Genomic DNA, 23,943 nt, shown 5'->3' on the forward strand with positions numbered 1-23,943 from the left:
TCCCGACCAATGCGCGCCACATCCGCAACCTGCTGATGGGCTCGCAACTGGTGCAGGACCAGGTGACACACTTCTACCAGCTCACCTCCATGGACTGGTTGAACGTGGTCTCCGCCAGCCAGGCCAATGCGGCGGCCACCTCTGAACTGCAAAAGTGCCACTCGAAGTGGCCGAACAACACGCCAGCCTATTTCGAGTCGGTGCGGCAAAAACTTGCCGGGTTTATCGCCACCGGGCAACTCGGCCTGTTCAGCAACGGTTACTGGGACAACCCCGGTTACAAGCTGTCCCCCGAAATGAACCTGATGCTGTTCGCACACTGGCTCGAAGCGCTGGAATGGCAACGCAAGGTCCTGCGCATGCAAGCCATCTTCGGCGGTCGCAATCCCCACCCCAATTTCGCCATCGGCGGCGTCCCATGTTCATTCCATATGGCGCCTGACGCTGCCGGCATTCTCACGCCAACCCCCGGCAACACCGGGGTTGATCAAGCGGGACTCGATCTGGTTCAATCCTGCATCACCGACATGCGCAACTTTGTTTCTCAAGTTCTGCGCCCTGACGTTCTGGCCTTGGCGAGCCACTACAAGGACTGGTTTACCCGGGGCGAGGGGCTGGGTAATTTCCTTACTTACGGCGAATACCCGCAGGACGACAACGTCGATCTGGCGAAGAACCTGTTCGTTCCCCGCGGCGCCATCCTCAATCGCAACCTCTCCAGCATTCTCCCGGTCGATCTGCGCAACACCAGCGAGGTGCAGGAATTGATCCCGCATAGCTGGCTGGGCTACACCAAGGGCAAGAACGCCGGTCTGCATCCCTTCCAGGGCGAGACCACGCCAGACTACACCGGCCCCAAGTCGGCCTACAAGAAACTGGATGCCAGCAAGCCTTACTCGTGGATGAAGACGCCGCACTGGAAGGGACACCACATGGAAGTGGGTCCGCTGTCCCGGGTTCTCGTCATGTACGCCAAGGGAACCTCGTCCGTTCGTGTTCATGTTGACAAGGCATTGGACGACCTTAATCTGCCCTTCACGGCCATGTACTCGACCATGGGCCGCATCCTGGCCCAGTCCATTGACACACATGTCGTGGCCGATCAACTTCAGGTGTGGTTCAACCAGCTCACGGCCAACGTCGCCAGCGGTGATTTCCGCACCCACAATGCGGCAAAGTTTGACCCAAAAACCTGGCCAGCCAGTTGCAAGGGGGTTGGTTTCAGCGAAGCACCGCGCGGGGCACTGGGTCACTGGGTGAATATCAATGCCGGCAAGATTTCCAATTACCAGTGCATCGTTCCCACCACCTGGAATGCGGCGCCGCGAGACTCTGCCGGCAATGGCGGGCCTTATGAGATGGCCCTGCTGAACCATACCCTGGCGGTACCCAGCCAGCCACTGGAGTTGCTGCGCACCATTCACAGCTTCAATCCCTGCATGGCTTGCGCGGTGCATATCATGGACCCGCGGCAGGAAGAGACACTCAAAGTCACGGTTCGCGCCTGAGCCAACGGGCATGGCTTTGATAGTCACCCCAAACAATGAAAGCCCTGCCCGTTACCCTCACCCCCGACCCCTCTCCCGGAGGGCGAGGGGAGGTTCGAGAGTCGCTGGCGCGACTTTCACGTTAAACGCTCCATTGACCTAAGGAATCATCATGAACAAGATGTCGCCCCCTTTACGCTTCATATGGGCTCTGTGGTTTGCAGTGCTCTGTGCCGCAACCGGCAACGCCCTGGCCTTGCCGAACCGCGGCACTCAGATCGACAACTGGTGCGCCCAGCAGCTGATCCAGGCTGCGGCCCCGCAGCAAAGCCGTCCCTACCAGGCCGCTGGCTCTGCGTGCAGCGTTTGCCACACCTCCGGCAACCCGACGAAAACCGACATGAACACTCTGGGCACGGCCAGCAGCACCTGCACCGGAACGACTTGCGGAGCCACCGTTAATCCGTTCTGCGTCGCCAAGGCTCCAAGCAATGCCAGCATCACGGCGCCAGCAGCAGGTGCCAGCATTGCCCAAGGTCAATCCTTGACCTTCACCGCCGCGGCTGCCACCAACCCGGACGGTTTTCCGCTGACCTACAAATGGGTCTTTTCCAGCGGCCAAGCCAGTGCCGCCGGGCTGAGCGTAGCCGTCCCCATGAGCATATCCGGAGCGGTTACGGCCACCCTGCAGGTTCTCAACTCCGTTGGAATGCTCGCTACGGGCGTCTCACCGACGCGTGCCGTCACCGTCACCGCGACGGGCAACCAGGCCCCCAGCGCCAGCATTGGCTCTCCGGCGGCAAACACGACCGTCGCTCCGGGTGGCACAGTGAACTTCCAGGGGTCGGGCACCGATCCCGACAACAACACGCCGCTGACCTATAGCTGGAGTTTCACCGGAGGTAGTCTGGCTAGCTCGACAGCGCAGAATCCGGGGCTGGTGACCTACAGCAGCGCAGGTGTCTTCACCGCAAGCCTCACCGTCAAGGACAGTCTTGGTCTGGCCTCGGTAGCCACGACGCGAACCATTAACGTCTCGAAGGTGGCCAACCAGCGGCCAACCGCGACCATCGGCTCACCGGCGGCGAACTCGACCATCGTACCAGGTGGCACGGTGAGCTTCCAGGGCTCCGGCGCTGATCCCGACAACAATGTTCCGCTGACCTACAACTGGAGCTTCCCAGGCGGCAGCCCGGCCAGTTCCACGGCACAGAATCCGGGACTGGTGACCTACAATACCGCAGGCGCCTTCACGCCAAGCCTTACCGTGACCGACAGCCTGGGCCTGGCCTCACTGGCCGTCACCCGCACCGTTACCGTTGCGGCGGCCAGCCTGAAGCCGGTGGCGATCATCGGCACCCCGTGCATCAACGTCTCGGTGTTTCCGAGCGGGAAGGTTGGCTTTAAAGGATCAGGCACAGGCTCTACCAACCTTCCGCTGACCTATAGCTGGGGTTTCCCCGGCGGAAGCCCGTCAAGCTCCAAGATTCAAAATCCCGAAGCGGTGAGTTATGCCAGAGTGGGTGTCTTTACCGCCACGCTGACCATCACGGATCGCAAGGGAAGCAAATCACTGCCCGCGACAAGAGTGATCACCGTTGCCAGCCCCAACCAGGCACCGCCGGTAGTCGGTCAGTGTTCTGTAAGTAAAGGTGACGACGATGGTGAAAGTGATGACAAGAAAGCGAATACTGAAAGGAGTACCAAACATGAAAACTAGCCTGACTATTCTGGCTGCAGCGACAGCAATTTTCGCCACCTCCGGGGTTCTGGCCCAGCCGCCTCAATGGAAGCATGTCGGCACCCTCGGACAGCGGCATCTGGTGGTGGTGGATGCAGCTATCGCAGACAACGTGGAACAGCTCAAGAAGGCCGCTGCGGCGGTCTGCGATACCGCCAAGCCCTGCGTGGTGGCTTTCTGGACGGATGCTGCCGCAGTTCCAGTCGCCATGCCCATGACCGATACCGAGCAACAGGCCATGGTGGCGCAGTATCTCCGCAACCCGGCAAGCGGGAAAGAGGAACTGCTGCTGAAGTGCCCGCCGTTCAATTCGGGTGGCGCGAAGTGCCTGCGCTAACCCCTGCTCATCAGGATGAATGACATGGCAGATCTGGTACAGAACAATGAGAGCGACGAAAGCATTCTGGTCCTCGGCATTGGAAACATCCTGTTTGCTGACGAAGGCTTTGGTGTGCGCGCCGTACAGGCGCTGCACAGCCGCTGGAGTTTTCCCGACCGGGTCATCCTGATGGATGGAGGAACCCAGGGCTTCAACCTGCTTACCCATGTCCAGGCGGCCACGCGCATGATCGTGTTCGATGCCATCGACTACGGTCTGCCGCCTGGAACACTGAAGGTTCTGACAAATGACCAAGTGCCGCGATTCATGGGTTCCAAAAAACTGAGCCTGCATCAGACCGGCTTTCAGGATGTCCTGGGGGTCGCCGAGTTGACCGGTCACTTGCCGTCCGAGTTGATACTGATCGGTGTTCAGCCGGAGGAACTGGATGACTTTGGCGGAAGCATTCGTCCTGTCGTCAAGGCACAAATCCAGCCCGCACTGGAAATCGCTCTCGACTATCTGCTGCGCTGGGGCTGCCAGCCGAAAGCTCGGGATGGCGGACTCGAAACGGCCGCGTATCTGCTACCGGAAAGTCTCGACATGGAGGCTTACGAGTCAGGCGGTGCCTACGTTACCGGACGGGCACGGCGCGCCGTGCCCGTACAGGATGGGGCAATACCTCCCCCCATTCAGGCGTCCTGATTGCGATGTGCTTCGATATTCTCTTGTCACCCTGCTGGCGTGCGTCCTGGTCTGGCGACGGGTCAAAGCATTGACACAGGAGGCGTATTGAACAACACCAGCGGACTAAGGGCCATCCAGGTAGGTTCCGGTGATTGCACGGATGCCGCCGAACTCATCCGTGTGCGTGGCCTGGTACAGGGCGTTGGTTTTCGGCCCATGGTGTGGCGGTTAGCGCGGGCTTACGGCCTGCGCGGCTGGGTAGCCAATGATGGACAGGGCGTAACCATTCTCGCTTGTGGCTCCGTCGCTGCGCTGGCCGCTTTCGTCGAGGCCTTGCCGGATCAGGCGCCCCCGCTCGCACGTATCGAGGCAATCGAACGCGAATCGACCAGCAAGCGACCGGACGGCGACGATTTCCGCATCGTCGCCAGCCATGCCGGTAGCGTTCACACGAATGTCGTCCCGGACGCGGCAACCTGTCCGGACTGTCTCTCGGAAATATTCGATCCCGGTGCGCGGCGTTTTCGTTATCCGTTCACCAATTGCACCCACTGCGGCCCGCGCTTGTCCATCATCGAGGCCATCCCCTACGACCGTGCATCGACCACGATGCGAGCGTTTCCGCTTTGTGTCGCGTGTGCCAGCGAATACGCCGATCCCGGCGACCGCCGCTTCCATGCCCAGCCGGTCGCCTGCCAGGTTTGCGGCCCGCGCGCCTGGCTGGAACAAGCCGCGAGCGCCCCGCTCGACCTTGCGGCACTGAACGCACTGGATGATGTAGATGCCGCCTGCACGCTGATACAACGAGGCTATATCGTCGCCATCAAGGGACTGGGCGGGTTTCAACTGGCCTGTGATGCCTGCAATGACGTTGCGGTGGGTCGCTTGCGCGAACTCAAGCGGCGCGAAAGCAAACCCCTGGCCTTGATGGCCAGGGATCTCGATGTCGTGCGGCGTTACTGCGTTGTAAGTGTAGAGGAAGCGGCGTTGCTGCAAAATCCCGCCGCGCCCATCGTCATCCTGGACACAAATTTTCCGGCACGGGTCGCCGCATCGGTGGCGCCGGGTATGGCGAGCCTCGGTTTCATGCTGCCCAACACGCCACTGCACCATCTGATGATGCAGCGGATGGAACGTCCCATGGTCTTGACCAGCGGCAATCTCAGCGACGAACCACAATGTATTGAAAACGCTGACGCACGCACCCGGCTGGGCGGCATTGCCGACTATTTCCTGATGCATGATCGCGGCATTGCCCGCCGCGTCGATGATTCCGTCGTGCGAGTCATGGCCGGCGCGCCACGCCTGATGCGCCGGGCCCGTGGTTACGCTCCGGCACCAATCACCCTGCCGGATGGTTTCGCTTCTGCACCACCAGTGCTGGCCATGGGTGGCGAACTGAAGAACAGCTTCTGCCTCCTGCGCGAAGGCCAGGCCATCATGTCGCACCACATGGGCGATCTTGAAGACGCGCGCTGCCATGCAGATTACTTGCAGTCGGTGGAAAGCTATCTGCAACTCTTCGAACACGGCTCGGGAATCGTCGCGGTGGATCAGCATCCCGAATACCTGTCGCGCAAGTTGGGCCGGAAGATGGCCGAACGGCACGGCCTGTTCTATGCGGAAGTACAGCATCACCATGCCCACATTGCAGCCTGCCTGGCGGAAAACAGCATTCCCCTGGAGGCTGAACCGGTCATCGGTGTCGCCCTCGATGGTCTGGGCTATGGCGCGGACGGTTCGCTGTGGGGCGGTGAGTTTTTCCTCGCTGACTATCGCCAGTGCCAGCGACTCGGGACCTTCAAGCCGGTAGCGCTGCCCGGTGGCGAACAGGCGGTCTACGAGCCGTGGCGCAACACTTACGCGCAACTGATGGCAGCGATGGACTGGGCGAGTTTCACGACCAACTACAACGCTCTGGATCTGTATCGATTCCTCGATAAAAAACCCAGGGACTTGCTTGACGGAATGATTGGCAAGGGCGTCAACAGCCCGCTCGCCAGTTCCTGCGGGCGATTGTTTGACGCCGTCGCGGCGGCGGCTGGCGTCTGCCGCGAGCGGGTGAATTACGAGGGCCAGGCGGCGGTTGAATTCGAGGCGCTGGTCGAACGAAGCGACCTGCTCGACGAGGATGATGCGCCGGCATATCCATTCGCCATCTCACGCATCCCGGCGAGCGGATTGCCCTGCCTGGAGCCGCTGCCAATGTGGGGAAAACTTCTCGACGACCTGATTTTCGGCACATCGGTAGCACTGATTGCTGCACGGTTTCACAAGGGACTGGCCATGGGCATCGTACGCATGGTCGAAGAACTGAGCCGCAGCGAAAACGGCAAGGCGGTGAACACCGTCGCCTTGTCCGGCGGCGTGTTTCAGAACCGGATATTGCTGGAGCAAGTGGTGATGCGGCTCCAAAACTCCGGCTGCAGGGTACTCACACAGCGCCAGGTAGCGGCCAACGATGGCGGGCTGGCTCTGGGACAGGCAGTAGTTGCAGCGGCGAGATCGCTCGCCCTTTAGCTTGGAAGTCGCGCCAGCGACTCTCGAACCTCCCCTCGCCCTCTGGGAGAGGGGCCGGGGGTGAGGGAAACGGGCAGGGATTTCAATATTCGGGGGCTTTACAAAGCCATGCCCGTTAAACGAATCGATTGGAGAAAATCATGTGCTTGGGCATACCCGGACAAATCGTTGAAATCATCAGCGAAGACATGCATCTGGCGATGGTCGACGTGGGCGGCGTCAGGCGGGCGGTAAATATCGCCTTCATTGTCGATGACGAACATCCGGTCGCCGCCTGTTTGGGCGACTGGGTGCTGGTGCACGTGGGCTTTGCCATGATGCGCATCGATGAAAAGGAGGCCGCGACGACCATGGCGCTATTGCTCGAACTGGGCGAGATGCAAGCGGAGATCGACAGCATGCAGGCATCGGCGGCATGAGAGCTTCTGAAAACCCATCAAGAGCAGTCAGGCTGAAGGGGGGAAGCAATGGCTGCAAGCCGCACCAATTGGCGTTCTGCAACGTTGCATCTATGGAAGCCAATGAATTCGCCACTCTTCACGCACAATGGCTGTAGATCGCCAATCCATAGGGTATGCAGCCATGCACATTGATAATCACGAACGGCACACGAAAAGGGAGTTCTCATGAAATTCGTTGACGAGTTCCGCGATCCGGAAAAAGCGCAGACGCTGGCCCGGGAAATCCGCCGCCTGGTGGCCAGCATCGACCGGGCAAAGCAGCGGCCACTGCAGATCATGGAAGTATGCGGTGGTCACACCCATTCGATCTTCCGTTACGGCATTACGCAATTCCTTCCCGACGAAGTTGAATTTGTCCACGGCCCGGGTTGCCCGGTCTGCGTGCTGCCGATGGGCCGGGTGGACGACTGCGTGGCTCTGGCTGAGCTTCCTCACGTCATCTTCACCACCTTCGGCGATGCCATGCGCGTGCCAGGCTCGAAGAAAAGCCTGCTCAAGGCCAAGGCCGACGGTGCCGACGTGCGCATGGTCTATTCACCGCTTGATGCACTGAAACTGGCCAAAGACAATCCCGACCGCGAAGTGATCTTCTTCGGACTGGGTTTTGAGACGACCATGCCAAGCACGGCGATGACCGTGATGCAGGCGAAGAAGGAAGGCCTTGCCAACTTTTCGCTGTTCTGCAATCACATCACCATCATTCCGACCATCAAGGCCATCCTGGACTCGCCGGATCTGCATCTGGACGGATTCCTCGGCCCAGGTCACGTCAGCATGGTCATCGGCACCCGTCCCTACGAATTCATTGCCGAACAGTACGGCAAGCCGATTACCATTTCCGGGTTCGAGCCGCTGGACGTGCTGCATTCCCTGTGGATGGTCATCAAGCAGATCGCCGAGGGGCGCGCCGAAGTCGAAAACCAGTACGGACGCATCGTGCCCCGAAACGGCAACGAAAGAGCCCTGGCCGCCGTTCATGAAGTGTTTGAACCAAGAGAGTTTTTCGAGTGGCGCGGACTCGGTTCCATCGAGCACTCCGGCGTCCGAGTTCGCGAGGCTTACGCGGACTTTGACGCGGAACGCAAGTTCCCGGTACCCAATCTGAAAATCGCCGACCCCAAGGCCTGCCAATGCGGCGAGGTGTTGAAAGGCTTGATCAAGCCGCAGCAATGCAAAGTGTTCGGCACCACCTGCACGCCGGAGATGCCTTTGGGTTCGCTCATGGTTTCCACGGAAGGTGCCTGCGCCGCCTATTACAACTATGGGCGGATCGATACCACGGGTCTGAAACGAAATTCGCAACAGCGTGCAGCGACCCAACTCGCAGCGGAAAGTCTGGCATGAACGATAGAGCGACCCTTCCCCATCCCCACCCCAACCCTCCCCTTGAAGGGGATGGAGAAAACCCATCCCACCCCGTAGGGGCACGGCGCGCCGTGCCCTCCCTTGAAGGGGAGGGCATGCGGCGGCGTACGGGAAAAGTGCGTGACACCAGCATCAACCTGGCCCACGGCAGTGGCGGCAAGGCCATGCGCGATCTGATCGAAGACGTGTTTCTCGGCGCCTTCGACAATCCCGTGCTGGCAGCCATGGAAGACCAGGCCGTATTTCCCCTGGCGGAACTCGCGCAACACGGCGACCGGCTGGCCTTTACCACCGATACCTTCGTCGTCGATCCCCTGTTTTTCCCTGGGGGTGACATCGGCACGCTGGCTGTCGCCGGGACGGTCAACGATCTGGCCATGAGTGGAGCAAAACCACTCTTTCTCTCCTGTGGCGTGGTGCTCGAAGAAGGCCTGTCGGTGGATATCCTGCGCCGGGTCGTCGCCAGCATGAAACGAATGGCTGAACAGGCCGGCGTGACGATCGTCACCGGTGACACCAAAGTGGTCGAACGCGGAGCGGCCGACAAGATCTTCATCAATACTGCCGGCATCGGCATCGTGCCGCACGGCGTGGCAATCTCCGCAAAAAACGCCCGGCCTGGCGATGCGGTCATCGTCAATGGTTATCTGGGCGATCACGGCACGGCGATTCTCATTGCCCGCAACCAGCTTGGTGTGGAATGCGCGGTAGTGAGCGATTGCCAGCCACTCGGCAGTCTGGTGGCGGCGATGCTGGCCGCCTGTCCCGACATCCATTGCCTGCGCGATGCGACGCGGGGCGGCGTCGCCACGGTGCTGAACGAATTCGCTGAAAGCTCCAACGTGGCGATACGTATCCAGGAGTCGGCTTTGCCGCTACGCGAAGAGGTCAAGGGCACCTGTGAAATCCTCGGCCTCGATCCGCTGTATCTGGCGAACGAGGGCAAACTGGTGGCGATTGTGCCGCAAGCCCAGGCCGAGCGGGTACTGGCAGCGATGCGCGCGCATCCGGCAGGGACGCATGCGGCGATTATTGGCGAAGTAACGGAGGCGCCGGCCGGCGTCGTCGTAATGCATACCGGCTTCGGTGGTCAACGCATCGTCGACATGCTGGTCGGCGAACAGTTGCCGCGCATTTGCTAGCCGCACAGGGGTGATCCGAACATGCATGAACTAAGCATCGTCCAGAGCGTGGTGGAAATTTGCGCCGCACGGGCCGCCGAACAAGGTGCGAACTCGCGGGTTACGCACATCACGTTGGAAGTCGGCGCGCTTGCGGCGGTGATCCCCGATGCGTTGCGCTTCTGTTTTGAGGCCTGCACCAAAGAGACAATGCTTGACGGTGCCGAACTGGAAATCATCGAAATACCGGGGCGAGCCCGCTGCCTTGATTGCGCAGGTGAAGTGAGCGTGACCCGGCTTTTTGGAACCTGTGAATGCGGCAGTGCAAAGCTCATTCTGATCGCCGGTGAGGAACTCAAAATCAAACAAATGGAGGTAGAGGAATGTGCGTAACCTGTGGATGCTCTGACGGTGAAGGGGTGACGATCACTGACCCGGCAACGGGTGAACAGCAAATGCTGACCAAGGCGGCACATGGCCATGTCCATGCGCCGGGCGAATCACATGATCACACCCACGAATCAGGAAATCATCGTGCCGTCAGTTCCAGTGCGCTGATGTACCGGCCGCTTGGGGATGCTCCCCTTCGAGCAAGGGCACGGCGCGCCGTGCCCCTACGGGGTGGGGATGAGGCAGTGGATCGGGCAGCGGATGAGGCAGGGGCAGCCCCCTCCCCTTCAAGGGGAGGGTTGGGCAGGGAATCGGGCAGTGGTTCGGGCGACCCCCTCGCTCACCCGCATGAGCATCATCACCGGCATGAAGACAGTGCTGAAGCGGTGTTGCACGCACGTGCGCACGGACGGACCGTGGCGCTGGAACAAGATATCCTGGCCAAGAACCAGCACCTTGCCGAGCACAACCGCGACTGGTTCGCCGAATGCGGGATTCTGGCGCTCAACCTGGTGAGTTCGCCCGGTTCAGGAAAAACCACCCTGCTTGAACGAACGATTCGCGATCTCCATGAACAGTTGCCAATCCATGTCATCGAGGGGGATCAGGCGACGGCCAACGATGCCGAACGTATCCGCGCGACCGGCTGCAAGGTGATTCAGATCAATACCGGAACCGGCTGTCACCTGGACGCCGATATGCTGGCGCGCGGCCTCTGGCAGTTGAATCCGCCGCCCCGTTCGGTGCTGATGATCGAAAACGTTGGCAACCTGGTCTGCCCTGCCCTGTTCGATCTTGGCGAGCAGGCCAAGGTGGTGATTCTTTCGGTGACCGAAGGCGAGGACAAACCGCTCAAGTATCCGCACATGTTCAAGGCCAGCAGCGTGATGCTGCTCAACAAGATTGATCTCTTGCCGCATCTCCGCTTCGATGCTGAGCGTTGTATCGATTACGCCCGGCAGGTCAACCCCGCTATCAAAGTGTTTCGCGTATCGGCCGAAACCGGCGAGGGCATGGATGACTGGTATGCTTGGCTACGCGGCGAAATCGCAAGTCGGCAAGGGCCGGGGACGGCACCGTGATTGCGCTTCCGGTCCTGACAGGTTTTACGGTCGGTTTCCGTTGTGCAACCGGAATCTTCATTTTCTACCGGGTTGGGTTCGTAGAAGACTTATTGAGCAATATCAATGTATTAATTGGTGGTCAAGAACATGACGATTCAGATGTCAATCAAGGTCGGGCGCTTCTCGCATGGTTTTACGCTACTTGAACTCCTGGTGGTGATGGTAATCATCGGTTTACTGGTGGGTTACGTCGGCCCCATGTATTTCAAACAGATTGGCAAGTCCGAAATCAAGACGGCCCTTGCCCAGATTGATTCTTTTGGTAAGGCACTCGACCAATATCGTCTGGATACCGGGCATTTTCCAACGACCGAAGAAGGTTTGACTGCCCTCATCGAAAAACCGTCCAACGAAAAAAAGTGGGATGGTCCTTACCTGAAAAAAAAGGTACCACCCGATCCATGGGGCAATCCTTACCTGTACAAGCGGCCTGGAGACCATGGTGATTACGATATTGTCTCCTATGGCAAGGACGGCGCGACTGGCGGCACCGGCGAAGATGCCGATATCGGCAACTGGGAATAGCCACGTCCTGATGCGAAAATCAATGATCCCCATCCCCACCCTGTACGGGCACGGCGCGCCGTGCCCGTACTTGAAGGGAGGCGAATGCGCTTTGAGCTGCGCGTAATCCGGCCTGATACCCGCGCGACGACTCTGCTGCTGGATGCGGCCTGCGCAGACGATGCGGCCGATCAAGCACGTCAGCAAGGTTATTCAATCCTTAAAATAAAGGTCACGCGCACGCTTGCCAACATGGCGAGCAGCGACGCACGCTCCTTTCCTTTGGGACTGTTCAGCCAGGAACTTCTGATGTTGCTCGAAGCCGGCCTTTCGATCGTCGACTCGATCGAAACCCTCAAGGAAAAGGAAAGCAATGCTCAGCGCCAGCATCTATTGGCGCAACTGGTGGCCTGTCTCTACGAGGGGCAATCGCTGTCCCAGGCACTGCAACACTTTCCCGCTGTTTTCCCGCCGCTTTACATTGCCACCGTGCGCGCCAGCGAAAAGACCGGGGATCTGCCCGAGGCACTGGGCCGCTATGTGGCCTATCAATCTCAACTCGATGTAGTACGGAAAAAAGTCATCAGCGCCGCCATCTACCCCATGCTGCTGGTCACCGTCGGCAGCCTCGTCATTCTTTTTTTGTTGAGTTATGTCGTTCCCCGCTTCTCGCGCCTTTTTGAAGACCTCGGCGGGAATGTTCCATTCAGCTCTCGTCTGCTGATCAACTGGGGAAATCTGGTTCACGATCACGGCTGGGCGCTGTTTATCGGTATCGTGGGTGTATTGGCGGGCACAATTTTCTGGCTGATGCAGGCAGGAACGCGTCGCTGGATTTTTGATCGCCTGACGGCGCTTCCGGCCATCGGCGAACGCATGCGCATGTACCAGTTGGCGAGGTTCTATCGCACGGTCGGCATGCTCTTGCGCGGCGGCATGTCGATCATGCCTTCGCTGCAGATGACGGCGGATCTCTTGCAAGGCCCCTTGCGCGATCGCTTGTCAGCGTCAGCCAATCAAATTCGCGAGGGCATGCAAATTTCTTCCGCCATGGAGTCTTTTGGTTTGACCACACCGGTTTCGTTGCGCATGCTGCGTGTCGGCGAACGTACCGGGCGTATGGGCGAGATGATGGAGCGCATCGCCACCTATTACGACAGTGAGATTGCACGCTGGGTAGACTGGTTTGTGCGCTTGTTTGAACCGCTGTTGATGGCCTTCATCGGCATCGTCATTGGCGCCATTGTGGTGATGATGTATTTCCCGATCTTCGAGTTGGCCGGGAGCATCCAGTGACCGCCGCCATTGATTGCGCGGTGTTCTCCACTGAGACCCTTGCCGCCACCCCTTTTCTGGCCAGAGAACTGGCGCAGGCGAGAGCCCTGGCCGCCTCGACGGAACGGCCGCTGATCGAGGTGCTGGAAGAGCAGTCCGGTCAGGGCCAGGAGAATTTTCTTGTTCGACTTGGACTGACATTTCGCCGAGCCGTCCTGTCGATGGCGAAATTACGGGAAATGCAGGCGGCTTTCGACGTCGTTCCGTTCAAGGAGACGATGACGCGCAACTGTTTGCTGCTGCGTGATAACGACGGGCAACTGGTTCTGGTTATCGCTGATCCCTTCAATACGGGAATTCTGTCCTGGGCCGAATCACGAATCAGCAGCCATTTTTCTGTTGTCATTGCCAGTCGCGCGGATATCCTGGCTTGGCAATCCGGGCATGAGGATAGCTTGCGGGCATTCGATACGGTTCTTCCGGAAACAGGAGCAACTCGCACCGCCGGCGAAACCGTCGAACAACTCAGTTTTCGCGGAATCAGTGAAGATAGCAGTCGTGTCGTGCGTCTGGTCAATTCGACCATTTACGATGCCTTGCGTGCCGATGCCAGCGATATTCACCTGGAGTCCGACCCCACTGGCATGGTCATCAAGTACCGTGTCGACGGGGTGTTGAGTGTGGTGGGTTCGGTTCCTTCCGTGGAGTTGGCCGAACAGACCATATCCCGTATCAAGGTCATGTCCGAGCTCGACATCGCCGAGCGACGCGTACCCCAGGACGGGCGTTTCCGCGTCAGCATCGGTGGCCGTGAAGTCGATCTGCGGGTATCGATCATGCCCAGCATCCACGGCGAAGACGCGGTGCTGCGCATCCTTGACAAACAATCGCTGACCGACCAGATGAAGGGGCTGCAACTGACCAGCCTCGGTTTCGATGAAAAAATTGCGGCCGTCTTGCGCAAGCTGGCCAGCGAACCTTACGGCATGCTGCTGGTTACCGGCCCGACCGGGAGCGGCAAGACGACAACGCTGTACGCGGCCATCTCCGAAATCAATCATGGCAGCGAAAAGATCGTCACCATTGAAGATCCTGTCGAGTATCAGCTTCCCGGCGTGCTGCAGATTCCTGTCAATGAAAAAAAGGGACTGACCTTTGCCCGTGGCCTGCGCTCCATCCTGCGCCATGACCCGGACAAGATCATGGTCGGCGAAATCCGTGACGCTGAAACTGCGCAGATCGCCATTCAGTCGGCGCTGACCGGCCACCTGGTATTCACAACAGTGCACGCCAACAATGTTTTCGATGTGCTTGGCCGCTTCATGCACATGGGCGTTGACCCCTACAGTTTCGTCTCAGCGCTCAATGGGGTATTGGCGCAGCGATTGTTGCGTGTCAATTGCCCGCAATGTGTCGCCGATAATGTGCCGGATGACACACTGCTGGCCGATTCCGGGTTAAGCCGGGAAGAAGTTGCCGGCTTCCGCTTCCGTGCCGGACTGGGTTGCGGGCATTGCCGTGGGAGTGGCTACAAAGGGCGCAAGGCAATTGCGGAAGTGCTCCACCTGAATGACAAAATCCGTGAATTGATCGTGGCGCGCGCGCCGATTCGCCAGATCAAGGAAGCCGCGCGGGAAAACGGCACGCATTTTCTGCGGGAATCCGCACTCGACCTGGTTCGTCTGGGCGAAACCACATTGACGGAAATCAATCGTGTCACTTTTGTCGCCTGAATCACTTTCCGTCTTCGTCTCCCCCGCGCAACTCGTGGCGGTGCGCTGGCGCGGTTTTCGCCCGCAAATGGCCGAGAAACGCATTGTTGCCGTCACCCCACTGCCAGGCACCGCCTGGGCGGGAGCCGCGCGATCCTTTGCTGAACTGCTTCCTGAATTTTCATCTTGCCGGCGGGTGCGGGTGATACTTTCCAGCCATTTCACGCCGTACCAGTTGCTGCCATGGCGCGACGACCTGAATGATCGCGAAGAAGAACTCACGGTCGCCCGTCTGGCCTTTACCGAAACCTATGGTGAAGCGGCCGCTAAATGGCAAGTACGCCTGAGTGACGAAGCGCCGGATGTTCCAAGAGTGGCTGCCGCCGTAGATTCAGACTTGCTGGCCGCTCTGGAGCAAAGCGCAAGCGCAAACAAGGCTCGGTTGATTTCAATTGAACCGTATTTTTCAGCGGCCGTGAATCACTGGCGCAAGCGCTTCAATCGAGCTTGTTCAAGCTGGGTTATTTTGCATGAAGAAGGCCGGATATGCATTGGATTGATCGAGTACGGCCAGTGGCGATGGCTACGCAGCGTGCGTGTCGGCGCCGACTGGCTGGAATCTTTACCGGATTTGCTGGATGAAGAATTGATGCTGGCCGGGGTCGAAAATGCGTCGACAGAGGCGCTGGTCTTTTCTCCGGGGATGCCCGACTTGCCGATGAATACCGATACACCGTGGTCCTTCCGCAGCCTGAGCCTGGATGTACGCCGTACGGGCACGGCGCACCGTACGGGCACGGCACGCCGTACGGGCACGGCGCGCCGTGCCCCTACTTGGGTTGGATAGTCGACATGCAGCGCATTGATCTGAATTTCGCCACCAAACACCAGCCGGCCGGAGTAGCCGCATGGCTGCTGCTGCTTCTAGGCATCGCTGCACTGGCCGCCGTGATCGCCTGGGATCGTCTGTATTGGCAACCGCTCGTTGCGTCAGGGGAGAAGCAGTTACGCGCATCGCAATCAGCCCTGCAGGCACTTCAACCAGCGGCACTGAAAATTGACGATTCGCAACTGGCCGCCGAGTGGGGCCGGGCCATTGCTGTTGCCGGGGAACTGAATCTACCATGGGAAAAGCTGTTTTCAACTTTCGAAGCCGAAGCAGAAAGACCCGTAGCGATCCTCACGCTGGAACCGGATGCTGGCAAACGCGAACTGGTGCTGACGGCGGAGGCCAGGAATTTTGAAGCAATGCTTGCTTACTATCGAATGCTCAAGCAAAAGGAAAACCTGTCTGCCGTGGTGCTGCATGCCCACCAGGTCAATCAGAAAGATAGCGAGAAACCGATACGTTTCCGCATTACGGCGAAGTGGGCGGTCAATTCATGAACGCCAGCATGGTTCATCGCCAGTTGACCTATCGTCTGAGGCGTCTTGGGTGGCAGGGAATCTCCGGCCTTTTTCTGACGCTTGCTGCGCTTGCTTACGCAATCACTATTCTTTTGCCGGCCAGCGCGCGCACCGACCAACTCGACAAACAGATTACCCAGGCCAGCGCCAGGCTGAAGCAGGGCGAACTAGAGTCGGTGACGCACAAGCCGACGACACCTGGTGAGCAACTTCTGGCTTTTTACGAGGAGTTTCCCCAAGGCGCTTCGGTACCCGACTGGCTGGGGAAAATATATGCCATTGCCGAAGAACTACAGTTGTCACTGGATGCCGGAGAATATTCCTTGACCCGTGCCGATTCCGGCCGGCTGGACAAGTTCAGAATTGCCTTTCCAGTCAAGGGAACTTATCCGCAACTACGCAAGTTCATCAGCGCCTCGCTGTCGACCGCTCCGGCACTGGCCCTGGATGGCATTTACCTGAAGCGCGACAATGTGGGCGAAGGCACTGTCGAGGCACGAATCGTGTTCCTGCTGTATCTGGAGAAGGGGGCATGAGGCCGGGGATCAAACGCACTTTTCTTGTTTTGAGTGTCGTCGGCCTGCTCGCTCTGGTCTGGTTCGCGCCAAGCGATGAAGATGGAATCTCGGCTCCTGCCGTGGATAAGTCGAAGCGCAGCCGCAAGGCAACTGCTGCTGTCGCCCCATCCCCAACCCGTACGGGCACGGCGCGCCGTGCCCGTACCAGCGCATTGGCAAATGTCAAAGCCGGGCAACTGGCAAATCAGGAACGTACTCCTCTGGCAGAGAACATTCCTGATTTATTCGCCGGGATATCGTGGTACGTTCCCCCTCCTCCACCGCCGCCCGAACCGCCGCCCCCGCCGACAGCCCCGCCGCTGCCCTTTGTTTTCCTCGGGCAGTACATTGAAGATGACACTCAATTGATTCTTCTGACCAGGGGAGACCGCATGCTCAGGGTATCCGTCGGCGAAGTCATCGACAGAACTTATAAAGTAGCCCGCCTGGAAGGTGGGCAACTGACATTCATATATCTTCCACTCAAAGTTGAACAATCGCTAAACACAGGAATACCTCAGTGAAGCCAGCTCATAAAATCAAAATATTCACTTCTACCCGTTTGATTGGACCGGGAGAACGGTTTATCAAGCAGATGTTGATCCTGTTTGCCATCACTTTGCTCACGGGTTGTGCAACCGAGACGACACGCCGGGAGAGCATATCGTTAATCATGGACGGTCGCTACGAAGAAGGCTTGGCCAGACTTGAGCAAGCGGCACAGGCCGATCCGAAAAATATCGAATTGCGGAGTGACTATCTGCGCCAGCGTGAACAGGTGGTAAATCGCCTGCTCAATTCTGCTCGGAGCGAACTGGCCAACGAGCGCTATGAGGGGGCTGAGGTGTCTTATCGCCGGGTGCTAGCCATTGAACCAACTAATCAGGCGGCAAAAAACGGTTTGCTTGATTCGGTTGCCGATCAACGCCACGCAAAATGGTTGTCGGATGCGCAGTCCATGGCGAAAATTGGCGACGTTGCAGGAGCCAAGTCAGCCATCGCTCTTATTCTTGTGGAACGGCCTACGCATGTAAAAGCCAACCAGATGCGTTACCAGTTGGAAGAGCTAACCTTGAGGGAGAACCTTTCCGGCCCGAGGCTTAACATCAAGGGCCGCAAGCCCGTTACCTTGCAGTTCCGCGAAGCCAATCTGAAAATGGTACTGGAAGCCATTTCGATGACAACCGGCGTCAATATCATGATTGACAAGGATGTTCGAAATGACATCAAGGTCTCGATTTTCGTCAAGGATACCCCGGTCGAAGAAACCCTCGACCTGATCCTCTTGCAGAACCAACTCGACAAACGCATCCTCGGCGAAAACTCCGTTCTGGTCTATCCCCTGACATCCGCAAAGACGAAGGAATATCAGGAACTCAAGGTGCGCCGCTTCGCGCTGGTCAATGCCGACCCGAAGCAGGTTCAGACCATGATCAAGACCATTCTGAAGACCAAGGATATTTACGTCGACGAACGAAGTAATGCGGTGGTGATTCGCGATACGGCGGAGGCCATTCGGTTGGCAGAAAAACTGGTTGCGGCAAGCGATCAGCCGGAACCGGAAGTGATGCTCGAAGTAGAGTTGCTCGACGTAGATCGAGCCCGCGCGCTTGACCTTGGTATTGATTGGCCAACGTCGGCGACCGCAACCTGGCCAGTTGCCGGGAATCCGCAGACATTGGCAGACTTTAGAAACAGAAATTCATCCACGATTGGCTTGTCGTCTCTTTCGGTGACGGCAAAGGCAAAAGGGACCGATTCCGATACCAAAACATTGGCCACCCCACGCATCCGGGTGCGAAACAAGGAAAAAGCCAAGATCATGATTGGTGATCGTACGCCGGTCATCTCCAGCGCTGCCGTGCCAGGCTCGGGGGTAACAAGCAATCCTGTATTCAACACGAACATTCAATATCTTGATACCGGAGTCAAGCTTGAAGTCGAACCGACGATCTATCTTGATGGCAGTGTTGCCATCAAAGTAAATCTGGAGGTCAGCACCCTCGGAGAAGCAGTGCGGGTAGAGGGTTCTATAGCGTATAAAACAAAGACCAACAATGCCACGACCACATTGCGCCTTAAGGACGGGGAGACACAGGTTCTGGGCGGACTGATCCAGGGTTTCGACAGCCATGGGCAAGCCAACAAGATACCCGGGTTGGGCGATATTCCGTTCTTTGGCCGTCTGTTTGGTATCGGCCACGACGAATGGAACAACAGGGAACTGGTGCTGGTGATTACACCGCACATCATTCGCAACAATCAGGTGAGCGAAGCGGATTTGCTGGAGCTTTGGTCCGGTACGGAGAGCAACATCAAGTATTCCGCGCCTGACCTGAAGGTGGCTGCCGCGACGGGTATACTCAATCAGGGAGGGTCGAGCCTTGCTTCAGGTGCGCCGATCCAGCGGAATCCATCGATAGCATTCCGTGCTCCCACAACACAGTTGGCTTCAGCCGCTTCAGTTGCAACTGTTGTGCCATCGTCATCTCTGGCCGTAATCCTGTCAGGGCCTGCGCAGGCCAAAGTGGGTGACAAGATAAATATCGGAGTGAACGCCCAGGGTGGCGCTGCGCTCAATACCCTTGCTTTTGCTTTATCGTACGACAGCGAAGCCTTGAAACCGGTGGCTATCAACGAAGGAAATCTGATGCGCCGTACCGGCATCAACTCCACCTTTGATGGAAAAATTGATGAAGCGACGGGATCAATTAGTGTTGATCTTACGGCTGAAGGTGGTGCACTGGGCACCGGAACCGGTAGCGTTGCCAGCATGCAGTTCGAGGTGATCGGGAAGCAGGGACGACCTGCGTTGATCAAATTTTCCAGTGTCACGGCAACGGGTGCCAACGGAGAGAGCGTACCGCTGGCAACTCCGCAACCGCTTTCAATCGAGATTCAGCCCATCCCATGACGTTGTTCAGCCACCGTCGAAATCTTCGCGGCTTTACGCTGATCGAGTTGGTCATTACGGTGGCCATCGTCGGCCTGCTCGCGTCGGTCGTGGTTCCAATGGCGGAAGTTGCCATCCAGCGCAGCAAGGAGCGCGAGTTCCGCGATGCATTGCAGCAGATACGCACGGCGCTTGATGCCTACAAACAGGCGTCCGAAGACGGACAGATCATGGCGGATGCGCAGAAGTCAGGTTATCCGCCAAACTTGCAGGCGCTGGTCCAGGGGGTTGACGATGCAAGAAGCGCTAAACAAGAGCAGAAAAGGTATTTCCTGAGACGCATCCCGCGCGATCCGTTTTTCGAGGATGCCACTCAACCCCCTGAAGCAACCTGGGGCAAGCGGAGTTACTCAAGCCCGCCCGATGCGCCGAGCGAAGGAAGCGATGTATTTGACGTCTATTCTTTATCAACGGGTGCCGGCTTGAATGGCATCCCGTATCGGCAATGGTAATCGGAATGGTAAATCATTCACTCGCACTCAATGATCATCGGGGGTTCACCCTGATTGAACTGATTGTCGTGCTGGCCATCGTTGCATTGCTGCTATCCATTGCGACACCGCACTATTTCCATCGTATCGACAAGTCCAGGGAGACGATACTTCGGGCCAATCTGGCCACGGCGCGAGACGTACTCGACAAATTCTATAGTGATACAGGCAAGTACCCTGACCAGTTGGATACGCTGGTCGAAAAGAAGTATTTGCGCACTTTGCCGTACGATCCGCTGACTGAAAGCTCGCTGACCTGGATCGTCGTTCCTCCCGATAATCCAGAGAAGGGTGGCGTCTTTGACATCCACAGTGCTGCCGAGGGAAATTCATCCGAAGGAACACCCTACAGTGAATGGTAGGCAGTCAGGGTTCACTTATATCGGTGTGCTGATCGGAGTAGCCATCATGGGCGCAATGCTGGCAGCGCTTTTGACGGTATGGCACACCATGGAGCAGCGCGAACGTGAAAAAGATCTGTTGTTTATCGGCAATCAGTTTCGAGTCGCCCTGAATCACTATTATCAAAACAACCAGCACTACCCAGCGCGCCTCGAAAATCTCGTACAGGACGATGACAAGGTTGCTGTCAGGCGGTATCTTCGAAAGATTTTTTTCGATCCGATGACCCGCCAGACTGACTGGGGAACAGTGAAGTTGCAGGATGGACAAATCGTCGGTGTCTATAGTCTTTCCGAGGCAGAGCCTCTGAAGAAAAAGGGATTCCGGATGCGGGATATAATTTTCGAAGGCAAGAACAAGTATTCCGAGTGGTTGTTCATGGCTGAGGGGCAATTGTCCGCCAGCAGCGTGATTCCTGACAATTCCCCGCCGGCTATATAGAACTCCACGAGGGAATTCTTAGGCGTTTTGAGCTGCAAGGCTTCGTGATTCACCAACACTTGATGGTGAACTCAATGCCGGCACCTTCGATTTCCTATGCGATAGCCAATAAGTTCCCGGCAACGAAGACTGCCGTTTCCCCTGCAAGGTCGTAGAATCAGCGCTATTCGTTTTCCGGAAAAAAACCATGCTTGAGAATATCAATCACCTGGCCCTGATCGGCAGCCTGATGCAGCAGATGTGCGTCTATCTGGTGATTGCTTATCTCCTGAGCAAGACCCCGATGTTCGCGCCGCTCATGCAGGTCACCGTCCGCCTGCCGGACAAATTGGTCTGCTATCTTGTTTTTTCCGCCTTTTGCATCATGGGAACCTACCTTGGCTTCCAGATTGAAGGGGCGATTGCCAATACCCGCGCCATCGGGGCCGTGCTCGGCGGCATTCTCGGCGGACCGGTTGTCGGCTTCGCCGTCGGCCTGACGGGCGGGATGCATCGCTACTCGCTCGGCGGCTTTACCGATGCTGCCTGTGCCGTGTCCACCACGATCGAAGGCCTTATCGGCGGCTGTGTGCACCTTTATCTCTTGCGTCGCCATCAAGCCGACCGACTGCTCAATCCGATGCTGGCGCTGGGTACAACGCTCTTTGCTGAAGTGGCTCAGATGATCATCATTCTGCTGATGGCCAGACCCTTCGATCATGCTGCACGTCTGGTCGCCCATATCGCTTTGCCGATGACCCTGACCAACGCCTTCGGTGCCGCCCTCTTCATGCGCCTGATTCTGGATCGCCGGGAAACCATGGAAAAGTATTCGATCGCCTTTTCCGCCAAAGCACTGCGCATCGCCGAACGTTCGGTCGGCGTATTGATGCAGGGCTTCAACGAGCATAACTGCACGCGCATGGCGACTATCATCCAGGAAGAAACCGGCGTCGGCGCGGTGGCCATTACCGATTGTGAAAAATTGCTTGGGTTTGTCGGGGTGGGAGCTGATCACCACCTGCCGGGTGCGCCGATTGCTTCGCCGCACACCTTTAAAGCCATCGCCAACAATGAAGTCGTTTATGCCGATGGCGCCACCATTCCTTATTCCTGTTCGGTATCTAAAGACTGCAAGTTGGGCTCCTCCCTGGTCATCCCGTTACGCGGCGAAGGAAACCGGGTATTCGGAACGATCAAGCTTTATGAGCCGAAAAGTAAATTCTTCTCCACGCTCAACCGCACCCTTGGCGAAGGCATCGCCCGCCTGCTATCCAATCAGGTTCTGGCTGGCAAAATCGAGGAGCAGAAGCGGCTGCTGGCGCAATCGGAAATCAAACTCTTGCAGGCCCAGATCAACCCACATTTCCTGTTCAACGCACTGAACACCTTGGCGGCGATCATTCGACGCGATCCGGAAGCAGCCCGGCAGATCGTGCAGTACCTGTCCACATTCTTCCGCAAGAGCCTCAAGCGGGTCAGCGATGAGGCCACGCTCAAGGATGAAATCGAACATGTAGATGCCTATCTGCAAATTGAATTGGCGCGCTTTGCCGGCCGGCTTGATGTAGAGTTTACTGTTTCTGACGATTTGCTGCATCTGCGCCTGCCCACTTTTTCCTTGCAGCCAATTGTCGAAAATGCCATCAAGTACGGCATTTCGCAGATGATTGAACCGGGCAAGATAAGCATCAGCGCGCAACGCAAGGATGGCTTGCTCACTATCGTTGTCGAAGACAGCGCCGGTTTGTATCAACCGATGCCCGATAGCGACGGCCTGGGCATGAACCTGGTTGATCGGCGCATCAAGTTACGCTACGGCGCCACCTACGGTATCGACGTAACCTGCCAACCCGAGTGCTGGACGAGGGTAGCCATCCGTCTGCCAGTCCAAGAAGAGCTTGTTCCATGTTGACTGCTCTGATCATTGATGACGAAGCCCCCTCGCGTGAGGAACTCAAGGCGCTGCTGGCCGAAGCGCCCGACGTGGAGGTGGTGGGGGAATGCGCCAATGCCATCGAAGGGCTTTCCGCTATCCACCGCCTGCGCCCGGATGTGGTGTTTCTGGACATCCAGATGCCGCGTGTGAGCGGGCTGGAAATGGTCGGCATGATCGAGCCTTCGGCCCTGCCGCATATCGTGTTTGTTACCGCCTACGACGAGCATGCCTTGAAGGCGTTTGAGGAACACGCTGCTGACTATCTGCTGAAACCCATCGACCCCAAGCGCCTGGCCAAGACACTCGACTGGCTGCGCTCCGGGGCACGACCATCGGCCAAGGCTTTTCCGGGATCGACCGACAGCTTGCGCCAGATCCCCTGCATCGGGCGTAACCGCATATTCCTGCTCGGACTCGACGAAGTCGAGTTCGTGCATACCGATGTTTGCGGCGTGCAGGTTGTTGCCACCAACAAGCTGGGCATCACCGAACTGACCCTGAAAATCCTGCAGGAGCGGACACCGCTCATGCGCTGCCATCGGCAATACCTGATCAATATCGACCACATTGCCGAGATCGAGTTGCTGGAGAATGGCGCCGCCGATATCGTCACCCACAGCGGCAAACGTGTGCCGGTCAGCCGCCGGCATCTGCGCGAGATAAAAAGACAAACTGCTTATTGCCTGAGAGTTTGTGAAAATATCAAGAACCCATGGTGACTGACGGCCACGTCCGGCTGTATCCGACCTGATGACCTGATGTTTCCCATTGGTTTGTGCTAAGTGTCAGGTTTGAGTCCAAGGCATTCACTGATGAGTATCAATTATGATCAATATGAATTTATATCTGATACTAATAGTGTCAGAGGCTGTGAAAAAATTCTTCAACACCCACCGCAGAGGCGCAAAGGTTCCGCAGAGAAAACCTTTAAAAACAATGGGGTTCCTCTGCGCTTCCTCTGCGCCTTTGCGCCTCTGCGGTTGATTCTTTATATTTTCACAACCTCTCAGGTGAAAACTATAGGTCGCAATTGCTGATCCTGCCCGCGAATGAACACAATGGGATAGT

24 protein-coding genes are annotated in these 23,943 nt (G+C 57.7%); 23 read left to right on the plus strand and 1 reads right to left on the minus strand.

The genetic code is table 11. From position 1 onward, the window contains the following. From ACOYNV_RS17195 to btsR, 23 genes are all read left to right on the plus strand, one after another. A partial coding sequence (locus ACOYNV_RS17195; RefSeq protein ID WP_422901025.1) for a nickel-dependent hydrogenase large subunit occupies positions 1-1,508 on the plus strand: 1,508 nt, incomplete at its 5' end. Positions 1,509-1,659: 151 nt separating this feature from the next. After that, the gene (locus ACOYNV_RS17200; protein WP_422901026.1) at positions 1,660-3,207 is read left to right on the plus strand and encodes a PKD domain-containing protein; all 1,548 of its coding nucleotides are present in this window, start codon (positions 1,660-1,662) and stop codon (positions 3,205-3,207) included. Then, on the plus strand, positions 3,197-3,565 hold the full coding sequence (locus tag ACOYNV_RS17205) for a hypothetical protein (RefSeq protein WP_422901027.1): 369 nt from the start codon (positions 3,197-3,199) through the stop codon (positions 3,563-3,565). The genes ACOYNV_RS17200 and ACOYNV_RS17205 overlap by 11 nt, the downstream gene beginning before the upstream one ends. A 24-nt stretch (positions 3,566-3,589) precedes the next feature. Continuing rightward, a complete protein-coding gene (locus ACOYNV_RS17210) occupies positions 3,590-4,252 on the plus strand; it encodes a HyaD/HybD family hydrogenase maturation endopeptidase (RefSeq protein WP_422901028.1) in 663 nt (220 codons plus the stop codon). An 87-nt stretch (positions 4,253-4,339) separates the two neighbouring features. Continuing rightward, on the plus strand, positions 4,340-6,754 hold the full coding sequence (gene hypF / locus ACOYNV_RS17215) for a carbamoyltransferase HypF (RefSeq protein ID WP_422901029.1): 2,415 nt from the start codon (positions 4,340-4,342) through the stop codon (positions 6,752-6,754). Positions 6,755-6,894: 140 nt separating this feature from the next. Then, positions 6,895-7,173, plus strand: coding sequence for a HypC/HybG/HupF family hydrogenase formation chaperone (locus ACOYNV_RS17220; RefSeq protein ID WP_422901030.1), 279 nt, complete (start codon positions 6,895-6,897; stop codon positions 7,171-7,173). 207 nt (positions 7,174-7,380) lie between these two features. Further along, on the plus strand, positions 7,381-8,559 hold the full coding sequence (gene hypD, locus ACOYNV_RS17225) for a hydrogenase formation protein HypD (protein ID WP_422901031.1): 1,179 nt from the start codon (positions 7,381-7,383) through the stop codon (positions 8,557-8,559). Continuing rightward, the gene (gene hypE / locus ACOYNV_RS17230; RefSeq protein WP_422901032.1) at positions 8,556-9,722 is read left to right on the plus strand and encodes a hydrogenase expression/formation protein HypE; all 1,167 of its coding nucleotides are present in this window, start codon (positions 8,556-8,558) and stop codon (positions 9,720-9,722) included. The genes hypD and hypE overlap by 4 nt, the downstream gene beginning before the upstream one ends. 21 nt (positions 9,723-9,743) lie before the next feature. Continuing rightward, on the plus strand, positions 9,744-10,094 hold the full coding sequence (hypA, locus tag ACOYNV_RS17235; RefSeq protein WP_422901033.1) for a hydrogenase maturation nickel metallochaperone HypA: 351 nt from the start codon (positions 9,744-9,746) through the stop codon (positions 10,092-10,094). A 26-nt stretch (positions 10,095-10,120) separates the two neighbouring features. Next, complete coding sequence (gene hypB, locus ACOYNV_RS17240) at positions 10,121-11,173, plus strand: hydrogenase nickel incorporation protein HypB (RefSeq protein ID WP_422901034.1); 1,053 nt, start codon at positions 10,121-10,123, stop codon at positions 11,171-11,173. A gap of 129 nt (positions 11,174-11,302) precedes the next feature. Next, positions 11,303-11,740: a type II secretion system major pseudopilin GspG gene (gene gspG, locus ACOYNV_RS17245; RefSeq protein ID WP_422901035.1), complete on the plus strand. Its 438-nt coding sequence runs from the start codon at positions 11,303-11,305 to the stop codon at positions 11,738-11,740. Between the two features lie 84 nt (positions 11,741-11,824). Next, positions 11,825-13,015 carry a type II secretion system F family protein gene (locus ACOYNV_RS17250; RefSeq protein ID WP_422901036.1) on the plus strand — a complete coding sequence of 397 codons (1,191 nt, stop codon included), beginning with the start codon at positions 11,825-11,827 and terminating at the stop codon, positions 13,013-13,015. After that, positions 13,012-14,727 carry a GspE/PulE family protein gene (locus ACOYNV_RS17255; RefSeq protein ID WP_422901037.1) on the plus strand — a complete coding sequence of 572 codons (1,716 nt, stop codon included), beginning with the start codon at positions 13,012-13,014 and terminating at the stop codon, positions 14,725-14,727. Before ACOYNV_RS17250 ends, ACOYNV_RS17255 begins: the two co-directional genes overlap by 4 nt. After that, positions 14,708-15,553 (plus strand): hypothetical protein, encoded by an 846-nt coding sequence (locus ACOYNV_RS17260; RefSeq protein WP_422901038.1) that lies wholly within the window; start codon positions 14,708-14,710, stop codon positions 15,551-15,553. Before ACOYNV_RS17255 ends, ACOYNV_RS17260 begins: the two co-directional genes overlap by 20 nt. A 5-nt stretch (positions 15,554-15,558) precedes the next feature. Further along, the gene (locus ACOYNV_RS17265) at positions 15,559-16,092 is read left to right on the plus strand and encodes a hypothetical protein (RefSeq protein ID WP_422901039.1); all 534 of its coding nucleotides are present in this window, start codon (positions 15,559-15,561) and stop codon (positions 16,090-16,092) included. Then, on the plus strand, positions 16,089-16,649 hold the full coding sequence (locus tag ACOYNV_RS17270; RefSeq protein ID WP_422901040.1) for a hypothetical protein: 561 nt from the start codon (positions 16,089-16,091) through the stop codon (positions 16,647-16,649). Before ACOYNV_RS17265 ends, ACOYNV_RS17270 begins: the two co-directional genes overlap by 4 nt. Then, a complete protein-coding gene (locus ACOYNV_RS17275; protein ID WP_422901041.1) occupies positions 16,646-17,194 on the plus strand; it encodes a hypothetical protein in 549 nt (182 codons plus the stop codon). The genes ACOYNV_RS17270 and ACOYNV_RS17275 overlap by 4 nt, the downstream gene beginning before the upstream one ends. Further along, positions 17,191-19,584 carry a secretin N-terminal domain-containing protein gene (locus tag ACOYNV_RS17280; RefSeq protein WP_422901042.1) on the plus strand — a complete coding sequence of 798 codons (2,394 nt, stop codon included), beginning with the start codon at positions 17,191-17,193 and terminating at the stop codon, positions 19,582-19,584. The genes ACOYNV_RS17275 and ACOYNV_RS17280 overlap by 4 nt, the downstream gene beginning before the upstream one ends. Further along, positions 19,581-20,075, plus strand: coding sequence for a type II secretion system protein (locus ACOYNV_RS17285; RefSeq protein WP_422901043.1), 495 nt, complete (start codon positions 19,581-19,583; stop codon positions 20,073-20,075). Before ACOYNV_RS17280 ends, ACOYNV_RS17285 begins: the two co-directional genes overlap by 4 nt. A 5-nt stretch (positions 20,076-20,080) precedes the next feature. Then, the gene (locus ACOYNV_RS17290; RefSeq protein ID WP_422901044.1) at positions 20,081-20,476 is read left to right on the plus strand and encodes a type IV pilin protein; all 396 of its coding nucleotides are present in this window, start codon (positions 20,081-20,083) and stop codon (positions 20,474-20,476) included. A 46-nt stretch (positions 20,477-20,522) separates the two neighbouring features. Beyond that, on the plus strand, positions 20,523-20,957 hold the full coding sequence (locus ACOYNV_RS17295; RefSeq protein WP_422901045.1) for a hypothetical protein: 435 nt from the start codon (positions 20,523-20,525) through the stop codon (positions 20,955-20,957). 187 nt (positions 20,958-21,144) lie between these two features. Then, positions 21,145-22,851 (plus strand): LytS/YhcK type 5TM receptor domain-containing protein, encoded by a 1,707-nt coding sequence (locus tag ACOYNV_RS17300; protein WP_422901046.1) that lies wholly within the window; start codon positions 21,145-21,147, stop codon positions 22,849-22,851. Beyond that, positions 22,845-23,594, plus strand: coding sequence for a two-component system response regulator BtsR (gene btsR / locus ACOYNV_RS17305; RefSeq protein WP_422901047.1), 750 nt, complete (start codon positions 22,845-22,847; stop codon positions 23,592-23,594). Before ACOYNV_RS17300 ends, btsR begins: the two co-directional genes overlap by 7 nt. An 87-nt stretch (positions 23,595-23,681) precedes the next feature. On the opposite strand, the gene ACOYNV_RS17310 is transcribed toward btsR, so the two are convergent. Then, positions 23,682-23,943, minus strand: a 262-nt coding sequence (locus ACOYNV_RS17310; RefSeq protein WP_422901048.1) for a hypothetical protein, incomplete at its 5' end; no start/stop codon positions are given.

The sequence above is a fragment of the Propionivibrio sp. genome (genome assembly GCF_049316945.1).
GTDB lineage: Bacteria > Pseudomonadota > Gammaproteobacteria > Burkholderiales > Rhodocyclaceae > Propionivibrio.